The organism is Bacillus sp. FJAT-27916, assembly GCF_001183965.1.
Lineage (GTDB): Bacteria > Bacillota > Bacilli > Bacillales > Pradoshiaceae > Pradoshia.
This window is the reverse complement of record NZ_LFZV01000001.1, coordinates 3,935,225-3,952,468: the sequence shown is the minus strand read 5'-3', so window position 1 is coordinate 3,952,468 and position 17,244 is coordinate 3,935,225. Positions and strand designations below refer to the sequence as shown.

Below are 17,244 nucleotides of genomic sequence, written 5' to 3'. Positions count from 1 at the left end.
AGGAGGGAAACTTTCATGGCATACAGAAAGTTAGGACGTACAAGTGCACAGCGTAAAGCTATGCTACGTGACTTGGCTACTGATTTAATCATCAACGAACGTATTGAAACGACTGAAACTCGTGCGAAAGAATTGCGTTCAGTAGTTGAGAAAATGATCACTCTAGGCAAACGTGGAGATTTACACGCTCGTCGTCAAGCAGCTGCTTACATCCGTAACGAAGTTGCAAACGAAGAGTCTGGCCAAGATGCTGTTCAAAAATTATTCGCTGAAATCGCACCTCGTTATGAAGAGCGCCAAGGCGGTTACACTCGTATCATGAAAATTGGTCCACGTCGCGGTGACGCTGCACCAATGGTAATCATCGAGTTAGTTTAATAAGTGAAATCAAGGGAGAGTTCATCCTCTCTTCTGATTCTCTTTTTGACAAGCCTATAGCATGAAGCGCAGCGGTACGTTGCGCTTATGCTTTTAAGCTTATTTACTGAAAAATCCAAAAAACGACGGAGCGTTACGATATAGCTCACATTTAGGTGACGATCTGAATGTTAGCATGTCTAGCTCTTGCACCCCTATTTGCGGACAAAACGTATGTTGTCCGCGTGTGGTTAAGATAAGGTGAATGCTGTTCTTAATTCCGAGGACCTCTGGTCTTGTCGGAAGGGGGTGCAGCGTTTTTTTATACCTAAAATTAAGCAAACAGTGGAGAAAGCTATATAATGAGAAGAGCAGAGAATAGAGAAGCGTATGGAGGAAGTTATGAGGAAACTGTTGGCAGAAGTAAGCAATGTATCCTTTCAATATGATACTAGCACCAGAAAAGCCCTTGACGGCATCTCTTTTTCCGTTGTCGAGGGAGAATGGCTGGCCATTGTAGGACATAATGGTTCAGGTAAATCGACCTTGGCCAAGCTTTTAATTGGCCTGAATTTCCCAAGTGAAGGGAAGATCAAGGTTGGCGATATGGACATGAGCGAGGAGCATATATGGGAGATCAGACGCCAAATTGGCATGGTTTTTCAGAATCCCGATAACCAATTTGTTGGCACGACGGTTGTGGATGATGTGGCTTTTGGTTTGGAAAATGCCGGCATCGAAAGAGAAGTCATGATAAGCCGGGTTAAGGATGCGCTCTTAAAAGTGCGCATGGATGGCTTTCTCAATCAAGAGCCGCACCATTTGTCTGGCGGTCAGAAGCAGCGTGTAGCCATTGCAGGCGTGCTAGCGCTTGGACCGTCCATCATCATATTGGATGAAGCAACATCTATGCTTGACCCGATGGGCAAAGCAGAGGTGCTTGAGACCATCCGTCAGCTGAAGGCAGACCGAAATTTAACGGTTATCTCCATTACTCATGATTTGGAGGAGGCTGCACGGGCAGATCGGATGATCGTCCTTAATCAAGGGAAAATCTTTGCTGAAGGGACACCAAGTGAGATTTTTGCACTTGATGAAGAGTTGATTAAGCTCGGACTTGATATTCCCTTCTCTGTGAAGATGGGCAAGCTCCTGCGTGAGCAAGGGCTCGATGTAAGCAATCACATCACTGAGGAAGGGCTGGTGGATGAACTATGCAAATATCGCTCAAACAAGTAGCACATATTTATCAGGAGGGTACCCCATTTGAATTCAGGGCTATCCATGATATCAATGTAGAATTCCCCTCTGGCTCCTTCATTGGTGTGATCGGTCACACTGGATCTGGGAAGTCTACCCTGCTGCAGCATTTGAATGCCTTATTAAAGCCTTCGGAAGGGTCGGTTACGATTGGGGAACGAATGATAACATCTGATAAGAAGATGAAGAACCTAAAAGCCATTCGTAAGCAGGTCGGAATCGTCTTTCAGTTCCCAGAACACCAGTTGTTCGAAGAAACGGTTGAGAAGGACATCTGCTTTGGGCCAATGAATTTTGGGGTGAGTGAAGAGGAAGCCAAAGCTAGGGCAAGGGCAGCGCTAGAGCTCGTGGGCTTGCATGAGTCCCTTCTGAATGTATCTCCGTTTGATTTATCAGGAGGGCAAATGAGAAGGGTTGCGATTGCTGGTGTTCTTGCGATGGAGCCGGAGGTCATCGTTCTTGATGAGCCAACAGCCGGGCTGGACCCTAAAGGACGCAAGGAGATCATGGAGATGTTCTATAAGCTCCATAAGGAGAAAGGCATCACAACGATTCTCGTAACGCACAGCATGGAGGACGCAGCCCGCTATGCTGATGAACTTGTCATCATGAATAAGGGGACAATCGTTAAGAAGGCGCCCCCTTCTGAGATTTTTGCTGAGCCGGAAGAATTGATGGAACTTGGACTAGCTGTGCCTGATACTGTTCGTTTTCAGCTCGACTTTGAAGAGAAGACTGGCCTTCGATTGACGAAGAGACATCTGTCGATGGAGGAGCTGGCGATAGAGATTAAAGCTGTGCTCGGAGGTGGCGAACTATGATGGACAAGTTTATCATTGGACGCTATGTTCCATCGGATTCTGTCATACACCGCATGGACCCAAGGGCAAAGCTATTAATGGTATTGATCTATATCTGTATCGTCTTTCTGGCGAATAACTGGTTATCCTACGGGCTGTTGATTCTTTTCACGCTTATTGTTATTGCCCTGACAAAGATTAAACCCTCCTTCATCATACAAGGCTTAAAGCCGGTTATCCTCCTTATAATCCTGACGTTGATTATCCAGCTCTTCTTTACGAAGAGGGGAGAGGTTGTTTTCACGCTCTTTGGGATGGATATATATGATGAAGGGATTAAGATGGGGGTCTTTATCTCCCTGCGCTTTACCCTGCTCATTCTCATTACGAGCGTCATGACGCTGACAACCACACCGATTGAGATCACTGATGGGTTGGAGACCTTGCTGAACCCATTGAAGAAGGTTAAATTCCCTGTCCATGAGCTTGCACTTATGATGTCTATCTCCCTGCGCTTTATCCCAACCTTACTCGAGGAAACGGATAAGATCGTCAAGGCACAGACGTCAAGGGGTGTGGATTTCTCCAGCGGACCGCTGAAGGAGAGATTCCAGGCGGTTGTCCCATTGCTTGTGCCGCTGTTTGTAGGCTCATTTAAGCGTGCTGAAGAGCTTGCAGTTGCTATGGAAGCAAGGGGCTATCGCGGCGGAGAAGGGCGTACAAAGTACAGAGCGCTCTCCTGGCATATGAGGGATACTCTATTAATGGGCTCCCTTGTTATCTTAACGATACTACTAATATGGACGCGATCATAAATGGAAAAGACAATGCAAAGATATAAATGTACATTGGCTTATGATGGGACAGGCTTTGCCGGCTATCAAGTGCAGCCGGGCAAACGAACCGTCCAGCTTGAGGTTGAAGAAGCCTTGAGTAGGATTCATAAGGGACAGGCAATCCGGATAGCTGCGTCCGGACGAACGGACGCAGGTGTGCATGCACGCGGGCAGGTAGTGCATTTTGATTCTGCCCTCGGAATACCGGCTGAGCGCTGGAAGAAGGCCTTAAATGCGATGCTGCCTGATGATATCTCCATTCTGGATGTTATACCGGTTGATACGGCCTTCCATGCCCGTTTCAATAGCATCCGTAAAGAATACCGCTATCGAATCAGTCTTAGGGAAGAGCGTGATCCTTTCCTGCGCCACTATGCCTATCATTATCCATACCGGCTTGATTTAGAGGCAATGAAGGAAGCCGCTCAGCTTTTAACGGGCACGCATGACTTCACGAGCTTCTGTTCCGCCAAAACAGAGGTGATTGATAGGGTTCGAACGGTTGAGGAAATTATTTTCAACACCAACGATGATGAATTGGTGATACAATTCATAGGCGATGGCTTTTTGTACAATATGGTCCGTATCCTGACAGGGACTCTTCTAGAGGTTGGGAGCGGCAGAAGAGATCCTGCTGAGATGGAGAAGATCCTTGCTGCAAAGGACCGTGTGCAGGCAGGAAAGACAGCGCCGGGGCATGGATTATATTTGTGGAAAGTGGATTATGCCATAACAACTAATCCAGGTGTAACATTTTCTTGACTTTAGGTCGAAAACGGTATATCATATCATTTGGTATGTTAAAACCACGAGAATAGCCCCGGAAACTATTTCGTGTTTAGATAGAGCCACAAGGATTTTTGAAATGTAAAACAAGGAATTATTTTTAGGAGGGTAAATTAATGCGTACGACGTATATGGCGAAAGCTAGTGATGTAGAACGTAAATGGTACGTTGTCGATGCTGAAGGTCAAACTTTGGGTCGTCTTGCATCAGAAGTAGCCTCAATTCTTAGAGGTAAACACAAACCAACTTATACTCCACATGTTGACACTGGTGATCATGTGATTATTATCAATGCATCTAAAATTGAATTGACTGGTAAGAAATTGACTGACAAAATTTACTACCGTCACAGCATGCACCCAGGTGGATTGAAAACAAGAACTGCTCTTGAAATGAGAACTAACTACCCTGAGAAAATGTTGGAGCAAGCAATCAAAGGCATGCTTCCAAAAGGATCTCTTGGTCGCCAAATGGGCAAAAAATTAAACGTTTATGCTGGAGCTGAACATCCGCACCAAGCACAAAAACCAGAAGTTCTAGAACTTCGCGGTTAATTTAAAAGGAGGATATAACATTGGCACAAGTACAATATTACGGTACTGGTCGACGTAAGAGCTCCGTTGCTCGTGTGCGTTTGATTCCAGGTGAAGGCCGCATCATTATCAACGATCGTAAAATCGAAGAATACATTCCATTTGAAGCACTTCGCGAAGTTGTGAAGCAGCCTCTAGTGGTAACTGAAACTACAAATAGCTATGACGTTTTAGTAAACGTTAAAGGCGGTGGCTACACAGGCCAAGCAGGCGCAATCCGTCACGGTATTGCTCGTGCATTGCTTGAAGTAGATCCAGAAAACCGTCCAGGACTTAAACGTGCTGGATTGTTAACTCGTGACTCTCGCATGAAAGAACGTAAAAAATACGGTCTTAAAGGCGCGCGTCGTGCACCACAATTCTCAAAACGTTAATATTGGTTATATACCAATGTTTACAGCCCTTCCTCAGAAAGAGGAAGGGCTTTTTATTTGAATGATCCCCCTTAGAAGTCCCCCATACATATAAGCTGGTTTGTCTTTCGTCTTCTGAGTAAATCTTATTGTTATTCTTCATACGCCATAGATGCATAAGCCTTATTATTCTCCTCTTTAAGCTGCCCTTTCATTATCGAAACATAACCCTATCAAATATTAAAATAATTAATTTTTATGTTAAATAATTTTAATACTTCACCTTATAAAATAATTTAGACGGTAATATTATTTTAATATAATATTATAAAGTGCTTAACTCATGTGATGTGAGGTGAGCATTCTTTTTGTATTTATCATACTCGGAGGGCAGTAAATGAAAAATAGGGTTTTAATTTTATCAATCATTTTTACTTTATTTATTTCCTGGTTGCCTGTACAAAGCTCTCAGGCAGCTGGATGTGACAATTTAGGAATTGCAAATGATTTTAATGTATTTGTATTTGGAAACCATACTCAAATGAGCTCTGATTCAGAAGGAAGAGTGGCGGTAGGAAAGAGAGCCGAATATACCAATTATGGTATAGGAGATAAATTAACGCCTTCTGCTGCTGGCCGAAATGACTTGATCGTTGGAGAGGAGCTCTATGCAGAAGGCGGTACAAACTTCAATGGGAATACAGTTATTGGCGTGAATGGGACAATTGAAAAATATACAATGACAAATAATAATGGGCAGAAAGAGCCTTTAAGAGAGGACGTAAGTGGTTTATTTGCGGATGCTAAAGCAGATTTAATTAACAAAACGTCTAAATGGTCACAATTGACCCCCAATGGTACATTTGAAAACCAGTATTCAACATTAACGTTAAAAGGGGATCATCCAGAATTAAATATTTTCACACTTAAAACGGAAGACTTCCAAGGGGTATCATTATTCAAATTAATTGTGCCAGAGGATGCAACCGTTCTAATAAATGTATTAGGTACTGATTTAAGATTATCAGGGTTTGCTTTAAAAAAAGGTGATCAAGATTTTTCTCCATCTGATGGGGGGAGAATACTCTGGAATTTTCCTGAACTAATTAACTTTGATTTGAGTAATATTGGTATGGTCGGTTCTATATTAGCACCATATGCTACATTAGCACCTACTGGCAGCGGTCAATTAAATGGAACGCTTATTGTAGAAAATTTCATTCATTCGCAGCATGGAGGAATCGAAACACATCATTATCCGTTTAACGCAAAGTTACCAATGGAGGATGAGGAAGACGAACCAATTAAGGACCCAAAAGGATCCATTCAATTCACGAAAGTGGAAAAGGGAACGAACAAAAAGCTTGAGGGAGCCATCTTCCGCCTGTATGTGGATAAAGAATGTACAAAGGAAGCGGACCATGCAGATGTACAATCAAGTGAAGATGGAATCGTAACATTTAAGGAACTATCCTATGGTACCTATTATGTAAAAGAGATCAAAGCGCCAATGGGCTATCAGTTATCATCGGAAATCCGAGAGGTGACCGTGGATAAGAAAGTTGTAGATGCGGGGACATTTGACAATGAATACGATAGCATAATCATCGAAGAACCAAAAGGATCTATCCAATTCACGAAAGTGGAAAAGGGAACAGATAAACAATTAGAAGGTGCTACTTTCCGTTTATATATGGATAAGGAATGTACAAAAGAAGCGGACCACGCAGATGTACAATCAAGTGAAGATGGAATCGTAACATTTAAGGAACTATCCTATGGTACTTATTATGTGAAAGAAATCGCTGCGCCGGAGGGCTACCAGTTGTCCACGGAAATCCGGGAGGTGATCGTCGACAAGGATGATACTGAAGTAGATGCAGGGACATTCGAGAATGAATTGATTTTCGAGGACCCAAAAGGATCCATTCAGTTCACGAAGGTCGAAAAAGGTACGGATAAAAAACTAGAGGGAGCTACCTTCCGTCTGTATATGGATAAGGAATGTACAAAGGAAGCGGGCCATGCAGATGTGCAGTCTGATAAAGAGGGAATCATATCGTTCAAAAATCTCTCATACGGTACTTATTATGTGAAAGAGGTCGAGGCGCCAGAAGGCTACGAGTTATCGACAGAAATCCGAGAGGTGACTGTGGATAAGGAAGTGGTACATGCAGGGACATTCGAAAATGAATTAATCATCATTGAAGAACCAAAAGGGTCTATCCAGTTTAGGAAAATCGAAAAAGGAACGGGTAAACAATTAGAAGGAGCTACCTTCCGTCTGTATATGGATAAGGAATGCACAAAGGAAGCGGACCACGCAGATGTGCAGTCTGATAAAGAGGGAATGGTATCGTTCACCGAATTATCCTATGGTACTTATTATGTGAAAGAGGTTGCTGCGCCTGAGGGCTACCAGTTATCCACGGAAGTTCGAGAGGTGACTGTGGATAAGGAAGTGGTAGATGCAGGGACATTCGACAATGAATTAATTATCGTCGAAGAACCAAAAGGGTCTATCCAGTTTACGAAAATCGAAAAAGGAACGGGTAAACAATTAGAAGGAGCTACCTTCCGCCTGTATATGGATAAGGAATGTACAAAGGAAGCGGACCACACAGATGTGAAATCTAACGAAGATGGTATCGTTTCGTTTACGGATCTGCCATACGGCACCTATTATGTGAAAGAGGTCGCTGCACCGGAGGGCTACCAGTTATCGACAGAAATCCGAGAGGTGACTGTGGATGGGGAAGTAGTAGATGCAGGGACATTCGAAAATGAATTAATCATCATTGAAGAACCAAAAGGGTCTATCCAGTTTACGAAAATCGAAAAAGGAACGGGTAAACAATTAGAAGGAGCTACCTTCCGCCTGTATATGGATAAGGAATGTACAAAGGAAGCGGGCCATGCAGATGTAAAATCTGATAAAAATGGAATCGTATCGTTCACCGAATTATCCTATGGTACTTATTATGTGAAAGAGATTGCTGCGCCGAAAGGCTACCAGTTATCCACGGAAGTTCGAATGGTGACTGTGGATGGGGAAGCAGTAGATGCAGGCACATTTGACAATGAATTAATCATCGTCGAAAAAGGGTCCATCCAGTTTACGAAGGTTGAAAAAGGAACGGGTAAACAATTAGAAGGTGCTACCTTCCGTCTGTATATGGATAAGGAATGTACAAAGGAAGCGGGCCACGCAGATGTGAAATCTAACGAAGATGGTATCGTTTCGTTTACGAATCTGCCATATGGCACCTATTATGTGAAAGAAATCGTTGCACCGGAAGGCTACCAATTGTCGACTGAAATTAGAAAAGTGACCGTGGACAAGGAAAAGGTGGATGAAAAGAGATTCGATAATGTCCCAATCAAAGATGAAACAGAACTAGGTTCCATTAAGATTATGAAAATCGACTCTAAAAATAAAGAGGTATTGGAAGGTGCCGAATTCGCCCTATATCAAGGGGAAAGGTTTATTTCTACAGGTAAAACAGATAAGCATGGAATTGTTACATTTGAAAAATTACCATATGGTACATATTATATTAAAGAAACGAAGGCACCAGAAGGCTATCAGCTTTCAGATGCAGTAATAACAATTGAAGTAAATGGTAACCAGACGGTGGAAATTGAGTTTGAAAATCATTTGATCGAAAAAGAGGTAATAACTGATTCACCAGAAGATGATTCATCAAATATACAAGTACTTGTTCCAGAGGAACCGCTAGCTTCTAATCCTGCTGGGGGAGTAACGGAGGATTCCGAAGATCATAACAAGACAAATATAGATGTTATTGATAGGCTCCCGCAAACTGGGGATACTTCATCAAGAATTCTCATTACGTTGGGTATTGTTTTGATCATGGCAGGTATTTTATTACTAACAAAACGAGCAAAAAGATGAATTGGGCTTTATGAGAAAAATAGGTGGTTTATTATTTCTGGTTGGCGTTGTTTGTTTACTTTATTCTTATCATATTCAAGAGAAGCAAAAAGAAAGTATTAATCAATTGCAGTCTGTATTAGAAGCTATTCGCAATATGGATAATACCGGCAGGTCAGAATCCATTAAAGAAGAATTGAGCTCCTCTTTCAATATAGATAAGGCAGATATCAAAAGGCTTATTATACTGTCTATTCCATCAATTGAATTGGAGGCTCCTGTATTGCCTGAACCAACGCAGGAATATTTAAACGTCGCATTAACCCAGATAAGAAAGAATCAAGTACCCGGTCAGGGCAATTTCACCATTGCTGGACATAATAGCGTGGTATATGGAAGGCATTTTAATCGGTTGGATGAGATAAAGATAGGTGATCAAATCCAGTTGGAAGGCAAGCAGGGTAAATTTGTCTATCAAGTTGAGTCAAAAAAGATTATAAAGCCAACTGATGTAGATGTCCTAAATGAGACTCCAGGGAAAAGAGAAATCACTCTGATTACTTGTACGAAAAGCGGAGCAAAACGAATTGCTGTGAAAGGCCACATAATAGCGAATGAGTAACTATTTTGAGGGTCACTGGGAAATTTACCACGAACAATAGAATAGATAAGAGGAGGACTCCCGTATGTTCGGGGGTCCTTTTATGTTATAAAACATTCCCATTTATCCCATGGCATGAGCGGCTCGTTTCCTTCAAACACTAATAAGCAAATAAGGCCAGTGACAGGCTTTAAAGTGAATTTGAGGTGTTTATATTGAATACAGTTTTGAATTTTACTGCCTTTCGGAAGGAGAAGCAGCAGCAATATGAGCGGGAAGCCTTGAAGGATTTCTCATTGGAGCTGCTTGGCCGGCATTACCGCCACTTAGCCAAAGGACTTAAGTCGCTTCCTGGTTATCCGCTGGAGCCGGCTGAAGAGCATTGTTATGATATGGCCGTTGAATCCTTCCTTTTAGGATCTGCCTACAGTAAGTTCGCTAAGTATGGCGAATCACCGGAGGAAATCATGCGGCGGTCCAAAAGGGAGCTGGATGCACTCGCTGCCCAGCTGTTTTATCATTTGAACCAGCCAATGGGAGAGGCTGCACCTTTTCTTGAGGATACCCTGCGTTCACTTACGCGGGAATACGTGACAACGTGGTGGCTCGAGGGATATTCAAAGGGTATTCAGCGGCACAAAACGCGAATGAAGAAATAGTTCGGGTTCTATCCTCTAACCTTGTCCCATAAGATACAGTAAATAGGATTCTTGGGTAAAGGGGATTGAATATGAACTTACGGAAGAAGCTGATTGTAACTGGATTTCTATTAGGTGTGGCCGTTCTTTTTTTGTTGACGACTTACAAGATGAACCAGGATGCTTCTTTTAAGGCGTGGAATCTTCCGCTGGCAGGCAAAGTAATCATCATTGACCCAGGGCACGGGGGTATTGATGGCGGTGCAGCCTTTAAAGGGGTTATTGAGAAGAATATAACACTCCCTATATCCATGAAGCTGAGGGATTACCTGCAGGAACAGGGGGCCCTTGTTCTCATGACAAGAGAAGAGGATATAGACCTTGCTGATGAAAAGGCGGGTACGGTCAGGGAGCGGAAACGGACTGATCTAATCAATCGAACGAATTTTATTAATGAGTCTGAGGCTGATATGTTTATTAGTGTTCATGCCAATGCCTTCCCACAGAGCAAATCAAAGGGAGCCCAAACTTTTTATTCCCCAAAATTTAAGGAAAACAAACGGGCTGCTAAGCTGATTCAAGCAGAGCTTATCCGCACCTTGAACAACTCAACAAGGCATGCAAAGCCGCTTGAAAATGTTTATTTGGTTAAGTATGCTAAAAAACCTGGAGTGCTGGTGGAGGTCGGTTTTTTGTCTAATGACCAGGAGCGGAAGGACCTTCAGAATAAGGTGTATCAAGATGATATTGCACTCTCTATTTATACAGGGGTTATCCGCTATTTCTTAAAGGAAGATGTCGCTGATTGACGGGTAAAGGCAAATCCTGCTAAAGATATCTGGCGAGTATGGTATACTTAAAGCGTTTACTAATACATACAAGGTAGGTGTCGATAGTGCTGACAGAAGCAAGTGTGAAGGAATTGCTCAAAGATATTAAAGACCCATTTTTAAATAGAACCCTTGAAGAAACCAATGGAATCATTGAAATAAAGATAAAAGAAGAGAAGCAGCATGTAAGTGTGAAGGTCGCGATTGCTAAGACGGGAACCGCCGAACAGCTGCAAATTCAGCAGACTATTGTTAATGCGCTCAAAGAAGGCGGAGCCAATACAGTAGGAATTCGCTTTGCGGATCTGCCTGCAGAGGTGCTGGAGAAATTCCGTGCCTCCATGCCGAAAGAAGAGAAGGGGCTGCTTGATAGCGATACGACCTTTATCGCCATTGCGAGTGGTAAGGGCGGTGTTGGTAAATCAACTGTATCCGTTAATTTAGCTGTAGCATTGGCTCGTCTTGGTAAGAAGGTTGGCTTGGTCGATGCGGATATTTATGGCTTCAGTGTGCCTGATATGATGGGCATCCAAGAAAGACCAACCGTAAAGGGAGAACGTATCTATCCGGTGAATCGAATGGGTGTAAAAGTTATTTCTATGGGGATGTTTGTTGAGGATAATGCGCCAATTATTTGGAGGGGCCCTATGCTTGGCAAAATGCTCAATAATTTCTTCCAGGAGGTTGAATGGGGAGAACTTGACTACCTCCTTCTTGATCTTCCGCCGGGAACAGGTGATGTAGCGCTTGATGTACACTCCATGCTTCCATCTTGTAAGGAGATTATCGTGACAACTCCACATCCAACAGCTGCCTTCGTAGCGGCTCGGGCAGGAGCAATGGCTCTTCGTACGAATCATGAAGTGATTGGTGTTATCGAGAATATGTCTTACTATGAAAGTAAAACGACTGGTGAGAAAGAGTATGTTTTCGGACGCGGCGGCGGAGAGAAGCTGGCAGATGAGCTTGAGGCAGAGCTGCTTGGCAAACTGCCATTAGGACAGCCGGATTGGAATGATGAGGAGTTTGCTCCTTCTATCTATGCTGAGGATCATCCAACAGGGGAGATCTTTACGGAAATGGCTGAGAAGATTACAAAGATTGTCGGCAAGTAAAGGAAAAGCAGGAGGCTGTCCCAAAAGGGGACAGCCTTTTTTTACTCCTGACTATCAAGAGATTATTGGGAGGGTTCGGATTGGCTTGATGAACTATCTTCGCTTTTCTTGGATGATTTTTCATCGGAAGCCTTCAGCAGGATATCACTGATTTGTTCCTGGTAGAGAGGGTTTTCGAGTGTTTCAGTGACAAGCTTCTTCAGCTCCTTGCGCACGTCCTTCTCCTTTAGAATGCTGATAAATTCCTTCTGCATATCAGCACTCTTTAAGACATCTGTTAAAAGGGCAGTATATTCAGGGTCTTTCATTAAGTCCTTTAAAAGGTCAGTGTGAGAAGATTTCATCCCCTTGGCCAATGCTTTGACGAAATCATGATCACTGAAAGCCTTTTTCCAAAAATCCATTTCTTTCTCTGATGTCAGTGTCGTCTCAATTGTTTTTTTAATCGTCTCCTCATCCATGATAAGCTCGGCCTTCACATTCTTATCCGCAAGGGCATTTTGGATGGCTTTTTTACCTTCATCGGTCTCTAGGACATCGACAATCATCTTCTTCTCGTCTGAATAAGAGTCAGCATTCTTTTCGTCACTGCCTTCGCTGCAGCCTGAGGCGAGGGCGATGCTGCAGCAGGCAATCGCGACACCTAGTGCTTTCTTAGACATAGGGCTGTCCTCCTTATCATAAAAATCTACATAGATAGCATGAGACAGAACGTAAAAAATATACATGGTTGGCAGAAATGATAGATTTTTGAAAATCTGATTGGTACAATTTAGAAGAACATACATAGAGGGTGGGGAAGTATGAGTAGTCGATACTGGGTGAAATTATTTATGAATACATTGTTCATTGGCGGAATTACCGCAGGAGTCGTCGGCTTGATTGTTGCTTGGGAGGACTTTCGAGGTCAATCATTATTAGGCCTGTTCACAAGCTTCCTGTGGCTTATGGGTATAGGGTTTATCTTTAGTGTCATTAGTCAGATGTGTTTTTTTGCCTATTTGACTGTGCATCGGCTGGGTCTTTCTATTTTTAAATCAAGTTTCTTGTGGAATGCAGTTCAGCTTGTAATCGTCGTCATTGTTTTGGCTGACCTTGCTTACTTGCGCTTTGTCTTTTTTGCGGGAGAGAATGAGGCGCTTTCCTCCTTCATCGGCTATCCGATTCTGCTGCTGATTGTCGGACTCGTTGTTGGAGCTGCCAAGGTTAAGCAAACAAATCGTCATGCTTTTATTCCGGCGCTGTTCTTTATGATTGTCGTGACAGTCATTGAGTGGTTCCCGGTACTTAGAGTAAATGAGCAGGAATGGATGTATTATATGCTGATTCCGCTGCTTGTTTGTAATGCCTATCAATTATTGATTTTGCCAAGGTATCATGAGAAAAGTGAGCAGGCAGCTAAGGAAAGAGAAGAAAGAAAAAGACTGAACAAGAGAAAGACTGTGCAGTCTTGATAGAAAAAGCCCCCTCTAGAAATTAGAGGGGGTATTTTTTAATATTCTACTTTTGTTACGTCAATGAGCATACCGGTACCTTTAAATAGATAAGACTTATTGGTGATTTCCTGACTTGTCGAATCGGAATTCGAAATCATTTCAGATACTGTGAGCAGTTTGAGGTGTTTCTTATCAATTTCCTTCTTAATGAGCGGGAGTGCCTTCGCTGTTTGCTTAGCTGCATCAGAGGCATGAAGAAGGACGATATCCCCCTTTTTGGCCTGCGAAACATTTTCAATAATGACAGAGGTGCCAGGGTTCTTCCAATCCATTGAATTAATACTCCAGTGAATGACGCTCATTTGCTGCTTTTCAGCAATTTTTAGAACACGCCGATCTACATCACCAGTTGGGGTGCGCAGTAAAACGGCGCGTTTGAGTCCGGCTTTCCGAAAGGCCTCCTGTCCCTTCTGGATATCGGCCTCAATTTCTCCTTCCTCAAGCTCCGTATAGTCCTTATAGGAATAGCCCAGCAAGCCAATTTCGTATCCTTGGTCAACGATTTGCTTGACGATATGAGGGTGTCTTTCAACCCAGGATCCAGAGAGAAAGAAGGTGGCGGCACTGACCTTCTCGTGCTTCAGTGTTTTGATTATGCCTTCCGCTTTTTCATCCCCCCAGCCAATGTTAAAGGTTAAGGCAAGTCCTTTTTCTCCTTTGTAGATGATTTTTGGGTCTCCTTTAATAGAGAAGGAAGGGGACACGGCCATAAACTCAACATAAAAGAACAGCGCGGTAAAGAATGCGATAATAATGAGAAGAAGCAATTGCTTTCCCTTGCGGATATTTGTGACAAAAAAGAAGGGCATCGTTTTCACCTCGTCCATATTTACTCATAATAATGTATTTGAAGAGGTGGACAAATATAACTGCATGCCTGTATAAAAGTCGGAGAAGAGTCGATGCTATAGAAAGTGATCAGAGAGAAAGGAATTAGGTATATGATTGGAATGCTGCTCACAGCAAAGGAAGCAGGCGAATTGGAGATGCTCTTAAAGGCAGAGCTTGATGAGCTCCTTTGTGACGTGATGCTGAAAAAGGAGCTGCCATTAGTGAAAAGGGCAATGGAGGAGCGGTATCGAATACTTTTTGGGGTATATGGCAGAATTGCTTCAGAGGGTGATAAATACAAGTATCAAACGGCTTTGAAAATGTTGAAATAAAAAATGAAAAAAAGCATTGACTCCTAGGTGGATAGCTGATATATTTATATACGTTGTCACGAAAGAAGTTATCCCAAAAGGATAAACGGCTTGAAAAAAACTTTAAAAAAGTTGTTGACAGCAAATAAGTTATCTTGATATAATACAAAAGTCGCTAACACGACAGATTGTTCTTTGAAAACTAAACAAAACGAAACGCTAAGCAAGTCTTAAAACTTGAGAGTTTAACTCTCGTCAATGTTTTATTTTTAATAGCTAGATCAAACATCTTTTGGAGAGTTTGATCCTGGCTCAGGACGAACGCTGGCGGCGTGCCTAATACATGCAAGTCGAGCGAATCAGATGGGAGCTTGCTCCCGGATGATTAGCGGCGGACGGGTGAGTAACACGTGGGCAACCTGCCCGTAAGATTGGGATAACTCCGGGAAACCGGTGCTAATACCGAATAGTTTCTGACACCTCATGGTGTCAGAGGGAAAGTTGGCTTCGGCTAACACTTACGGATGGGCCCGCGGCGCATTAGCTAGTTGGTGAGGTAACGGCTCACCAAGGCGACGATGCGTAGCCGACCTGAGAGGGTGATCGGCCACACTGGGACTGAGACACGGCCCAGACTCCTACGGGAGGCAGCAGTAGGGAATCTTCCGCAATGGACGAAAGTCTGACGGAGCAACGCCGCGTGAGCGAAGAAGGCCTTCGGGTCGTAAAGCTCTGTTGTCAGGGAAGAACAAGTGCCATTCGAATAGGTTGGCACCTTGACGGTACCTGACCAGAAAGCCACGGCTAACTACGTGCCAGCAGCCGCGGTAATACGTAGGTGGCAAGCGTTGTCCGGAATTATTGGGCGTAAAGCGCGCGCAGGCGGTCCTTTAAGTCTGATGTGAAAGCCCACGGCTCAACCGTGGAGGGTCATTGGAAACTGGAGGACTTGAGTGCAGAAGAGAAGAGTGGAATTCCACGTGTAGCGGTGAAATGCGTAGAGATGTGGAGGAACACCAGTGGCGAAGGCGACTCTTTGGTCTGTAACTGACGCTGAGGCGCGAAAGCGTGGGGAGCAAACAGGATTAGATACCCTGGTAGTCCACGCCGTAAACGATGAGTGCTAAGTGTTAGGGGGTTTCCGCCCCTTAGTGCTGCAGCTAACGCATTAAGCACTCCGCCTGGGGAGTACGGCCGCAAGGCTGAGACTCAAAGGAATTGACGGGGGCCCGCACAAGCGGTGGAGCATGTGGTTTAATTCGAAGCAACGCGAAGAACCTTACCAGGTCTTGACATCCTCTGAAAACCCTAGAGATAGGGCGTTCCCCTTCGGGGGACAGAGTGACAGGTGGTGCATGGTTGTCGTCAGCTCGTGTCGTGAGATGTTGGGTTAAGTCCCGCAACGAGCGCAACCCCTGTCCTTAGTTGCCAGCATTCAGTTGGGCACTCTAGGGAGACTGCCGGTGACAAACCGGAGGAAGGTGGGGATGACGTCAAATCATCATGCCCCTTATGACCTGGGCTACACACGTGCTACAATGGGTGGTACGAAGGGCAGCAAGACCGCGAGGTTAAGCAAATCCCATAAAACCACTCTCAGTTCGGATTGCAGGCTGCAACTCGCCTGCATGAAGCTGGAATCGCTAGTAATCGCGGATCAGCATGCCGCGGTGAATACGTTCCCGGGCCTTGTACACACCGCCCGTCACACCACGAGAGTTTGTAACACCCGAAGTCGGTGGGGTAACCCTTACGGGAGCCAGCCGCCGAAGGTGGGACAGATGATTGGGGTGAAGTCGTAACAAGGTAGCCGTATCGGAAGGTGCGGCTGGATCACGTCCTTTCTAAGGAATATAGACTGCCTCAGCCAAGTAGTTTTGTTTAGTTTTGAAGGAGCAATCCTTCTGAAAATTGTTCTTTGAAAACTGGATAATGTAGTAAGGCAAAGTAATGCGTCATTAATGTATAAAAACCGAGTAAGAGTTTTTTAACGGTTAAGTTAATAAGGGCGCACGGTGGATGCCTTGGCACTAGGAGCCGATGAAGGACGGGACTAACACCGATATGCTTCGGGGAGCTGTAAGTAAGCTTTGATCCGGAGATTTCCGAATGGGGAAACCTACTGTTCGTAATGGAGCAGTATCTTACACTGAATTCATAGGTGTATGAAGGCACACCCGGGGAACTGAAACATCTAAGTACCCGGAGGAAGAGAAAGCCAACGCGATTTCCTGAGTAGCGGCGAGCGAAACGGAACCAGCCCAAACCAGAAGGCTTGCCTTCTGGGGTTGTAGGACACTCATTGTGGAGTTACAAAGGAACGGGGTAGGCGAAGCGACCTGGAAAGGTCCGTCAGAGAAGGTAACAACCCTGTAACCGAAACTTCGTTCCCTCCCGAGTGGATCCTGAGTACGGCGGAACACGAGGAATTCCGTCGGAATCCGGGAGGACCATCTCCCAAGGCTAAATACTCCCTAGTGACCGATAGTGAACCAGTACCGTGAGGGAAAGGTGAAAAGCACCCCGGAAGGGAAAGAGATCC

Annotated in this window: 16 protein-coding genes and 2 rRNA genes (1 of these 18 running past the window's edge); 16 read left to right on the top strand and 2 right to left on the bottom strand. The window is 44.1% G+C overall.

Annotated elements, in window-relative coordinates; translation table 11 throughout:
* The first annotated feature begins 15 nt into the window (after window positions 1–15).
* The 12 genes from rplQ to AC622_RS19295 all read left to right on the top strand — a co-directional run bounded on the left by rplQ (window position 16) and on the right by AC622_RS19295 (window position 12,064).
* Entirely contained in the window at window positions 16–378 is a 363-nt protein-coding gene (rplQ, locus tag AC622_RS19350) for a 50S ribosomal protein L17 (RefSeq protein ID WP_049672519.1), read from the top strand.
* 381 nt (window positions 379–759) lie between these two features.
* Window positions 760–1,596 (top strand): energy-coupling factor ABC transporter ATP-binding protein, encoded by an 837-nt coding sequence (locus tag AC622_RS19345; RefSeq protein ID WP_049672518.1) that lies wholly within the window; start codon window positions 760–762, stop codon window positions 1,594–1,596.
* Window positions 1,572–2,438 (top strand): energy-coupling factor ABC transporter ATP-binding protein, encoded by an 867-nt coding sequence (locus tag AC622_RS19340; protein ID WP_049672517.1) that lies wholly within the window; start codon window positions 1,572–1,574, stop codon window positions 2,436–2,438. The genes AC622_RS19345 and AC622_RS19340 overlap by 25 nt, the downstream gene beginning before the upstream one ends.
* Window positions 2,435–3,232 (top strand): energy-coupling factor transporter transmembrane component T family protein, encoded by a 798-nt coding sequence (locus AC622_RS19335; protein ID WP_049672516.1) that lies wholly within the window; start codon window positions 2,435–2,437, stop codon window positions 3,230–3,232. The genes AC622_RS19340 and AC622_RS19335 overlap by 4 nt, the downstream gene beginning before the upstream one ends.
* A 12-nt stretch (window positions 3,233–3,244) precedes the next feature.
* Window positions 3,245–4,015, top strand: a complete 771-nt coding sequence (gene truA / locus AC622_RS19330; protein WP_049673086.1) for a tRNA pseudouridine(38-40) synthase TruA — start codon at window positions 3,245–3,247, stop codon at window positions 4,013–4,015.
* A 140-nt stretch (window positions 4,016–4,155) separates the two neighbouring features.
* A complete protein-coding gene (gene rplM, locus AC622_RS19325) occupies window positions 4,156–4,593 on the top strand; it encodes a 50S ribosomal protein L13 (protein WP_049672515.1) in 438 nt (145 codons plus the stop codon).
* A gap of 20 nt (window positions 4,594–4,613) precedes the next feature.
* Window positions 4,614–5,006: a 30S ribosomal protein S9 gene (gene rpsI, locus AC622_RS19320; protein WP_049672514.1), complete on the top strand. Its 393-nt coding sequence runs from the start codon at window positions 4,614–4,616 to the stop codon at window positions 5,004–5,006.
* A 376-nt stretch (window positions 5,007–5,382) separates the two neighbouring features.
* Window positions 5,383–8,901, top strand: coding sequence for a SpaA isopeptide-forming pilin-related protein (locus AC622_RS19315; RefSeq protein WP_049672513.1), 3,519 nt, complete (start codon window positions 5,383–5,385; stop codon window positions 8,899–8,901).
* Between the two features lie 10 nt (window positions 8,902–8,911).
* A complete protein-coding gene (locus AC622_RS19310; RefSeq protein ID WP_053103782.1) occupies window positions 8,912–9,502 on the top strand; it encodes a class D sortase in 591 nt (196 codons plus the stop codon).
* 194 nt (window positions 9,503–9,696) lie between these two features.
* Window positions 9,697–10,140 carry a DUF2521 family protein gene (locus AC622_RS19305; RefSeq protein ID WP_049672512.1) on the top strand — a complete coding sequence of 148 codons (444 nt, stop codon included), beginning with the start codon at window positions 9,697–9,699 and terminating at the stop codon, window positions 10,138–10,140.
* Window positions 10,141–10,211: 71 nt separating this feature from the next.
* On the top strand, window positions 10,212–10,928 hold the full coding sequence (gene cwlD / locus AC622_RS19300) for an N-acetylmuramoyl-L-alanine amidase CwlD (protein WP_049672511.1): 717 nt from the start codon (window positions 10,212–10,214) through the stop codon (window positions 10,926–10,928).
* A gap of 362 nt (window positions 10,929–11,290) precedes the next feature.
* Window positions 11,291–12,064 (top strand): P-loop NTPase, encoded by a 774-nt coding sequence (locus AC622_RS19295; protein WP_269431806.1) that lies wholly within the window; start codon window positions 11,291–11,293, stop codon window positions 12,062–12,064.
* 62 nt (window positions 12,065–12,126) lie between these two features.
* On the opposite strand, the gene gerD is transcribed toward AC622_RS19295, so the two are convergent.
* Window positions 12,127–12,726, bottom strand: a complete 600-nt coding sequence (gerD, locus tag AC622_RS19290; RefSeq protein WP_049672509.1) for a spore germination lipoprotein GerD — start codon at window positions 12,724–12,726, stop codon at window positions 12,127–12,129.
* Between the two features lie 141 nt (window positions 12,727–12,867).
* Between gerD and AC622_RS19285 the strand changes: the two genes are divergently transcribed.
* Window positions 12,868–13,518 (top strand): KinB-signaling pathway activation protein, encoded by a 651-nt coding sequence (locus AC622_RS19285; protein ID WP_049672508.1) that lies wholly within the window; start codon window positions 12,868–12,870, stop codon window positions 13,516–13,518.
* Window positions 13,519–13,556: 38 nt separating this feature from the next.
* Here AC622_RS19285 and AC622_RS19280 read toward each other — a convergent pair whose 3' ends face one another.
* The gene (locus AC622_RS19280) at window positions 13,557–14,369 is read right to left on the bottom strand and encodes a polysaccharide deacetylase family protein (protein WP_082197220.1); all 813 of its coding nucleotides are present in this window, start codon (window positions 14,367–14,369) and stop codon (window positions 13,557–13,559) included.
* Window positions 14,370–14,501: 132 nt separating this feature from the next.
* Between AC622_RS19280 and AC622_RS19275 the strand changes: the two genes are divergently transcribed.
* From AC622_RS19275 to AC622_RS19265, 3 genes are all read left to right on the top strand, one after another.
* The gene (locus AC622_RS19275; protein WP_049672507.1) at window positions 14,502–14,723 is read left to right on the top strand and encodes a hypothetical protein; all 222 of its coding nucleotides are present in this window, start codon (window positions 14,502–14,504) and stop codon (window positions 14,721–14,723) included.
* A 268-nt stretch (window positions 14,724–14,991) separates the two neighbouring features.
* A 16S ribosomal RNA gene (locus AC622_RS19270) occupies window positions 14,992–16,546 on the top strand.
* Window positions 16,547–16,694: 148 nt separating this feature from the next.
* Window positions 16,695–17,244, top strand: a 23S ribosomal RNA gene (locus AC622_RS19265) (it continues 2,310 nt past the right edge of the window).
* Together the 16S and 23S rRNA genes form the textbook arrangement of a ribosomal RNA operon.

Excerpts from the sequence above, each read along its gene's own strand:
- rplQ (WP_049672519.1), top strand. The coding sequence starts at position 16 with ATGGCATACAGAAAGTTAGGACGTACAAGTGCACAGCGTAAAGCTATG.
- AC622_RS19345 (WP_049672518.1), top strand. The coding sequence starts at position 760 with ATGAGGAAACTGTTGGCAGAAGTAAGCAATGTATCCTTTCAATATGAT.
- AC622_RS19340 (WP_049672517.1), top strand. The coding sequence starts at position 1,572 with ATGCAAATATCGCTCAAACAAGTAGCACATATTTATCAGGAGGGTACC.
- AC622_RS19335 (WP_049672516.1), top strand. The coding sequence starts at position 2,435 with ATGATGGACAAGTTTATCATTGGACGCTATGTTCCATCGGATTCTGTC.
- truA (WP_049673086.1), top strand. The coding sequence starts at position 3,245 with ATGCAAAGATATAAATGTACATTGGCTTATGATGGGACAGGCTTTGCC.
- rplM (WP_049672515.1), top strand. The coding sequence starts at position 4,156 with ATGCGTACGACGTATATGGCGAAAGCTAGTGATGTAGAACGTAAATGG.
- AC622_RS19315 (WP_049672513.1), top strand. The coding sequence starts at position 5,383 with ATGAAAAATAGGGTTTTAATTTTATCAATCATTTTTACTTTATTTATT.
- AC622_RS19310 (WP_053103782.1), top strand. The coding sequence starts at position 8,912 with ATGAGAAAAATAGGTGGTTTATTATTTCTGGTTGGCGTTGTTTGTTTA.
- cwlD (WP_049672511.1), top strand. The coding sequence starts at position 10,212 with ATGAACTTACGGAAGAAGCTGATTGTAACTGGATTTCTATTAGGTGTG.
- AC622_RS19295 (WP_269431806.1), top strand. The coding sequence starts at position 11,291 with ATGCCGAAAGAAGAGAAGGGGCTGCTTGATAGCGATACGACCTTTATC.
- gerD (WP_049672509.1), bottom strand. The coding sequence starts at position 12,726 with ATGTCTAAGAAAGCACTAGGTGTCGCGATTGCCTGCTGCAGCATCGCC.
- AC622_RS19285 (WP_049672508.1), top strand. The coding sequence starts at position 12,868 with ATGAGTAGTCGATACTGGGTGAAATTATTTATGAATACATTGTTCATT.
- AC622_RS19280 (WP_082197220.1), bottom strand. The coding sequence starts at position 14,369 with ATGCCCTTCTTTTTTGTCACAAATATCCGCAAGGGAAAGCAATTGCTT.
- AC622_RS19275 (WP_049672507.1), top strand. The coding sequence starts at position 14,502 with ATGATTGGAATGCTGCTCACAGCAAAGGAAGCAGGCGAATTGGAGATG.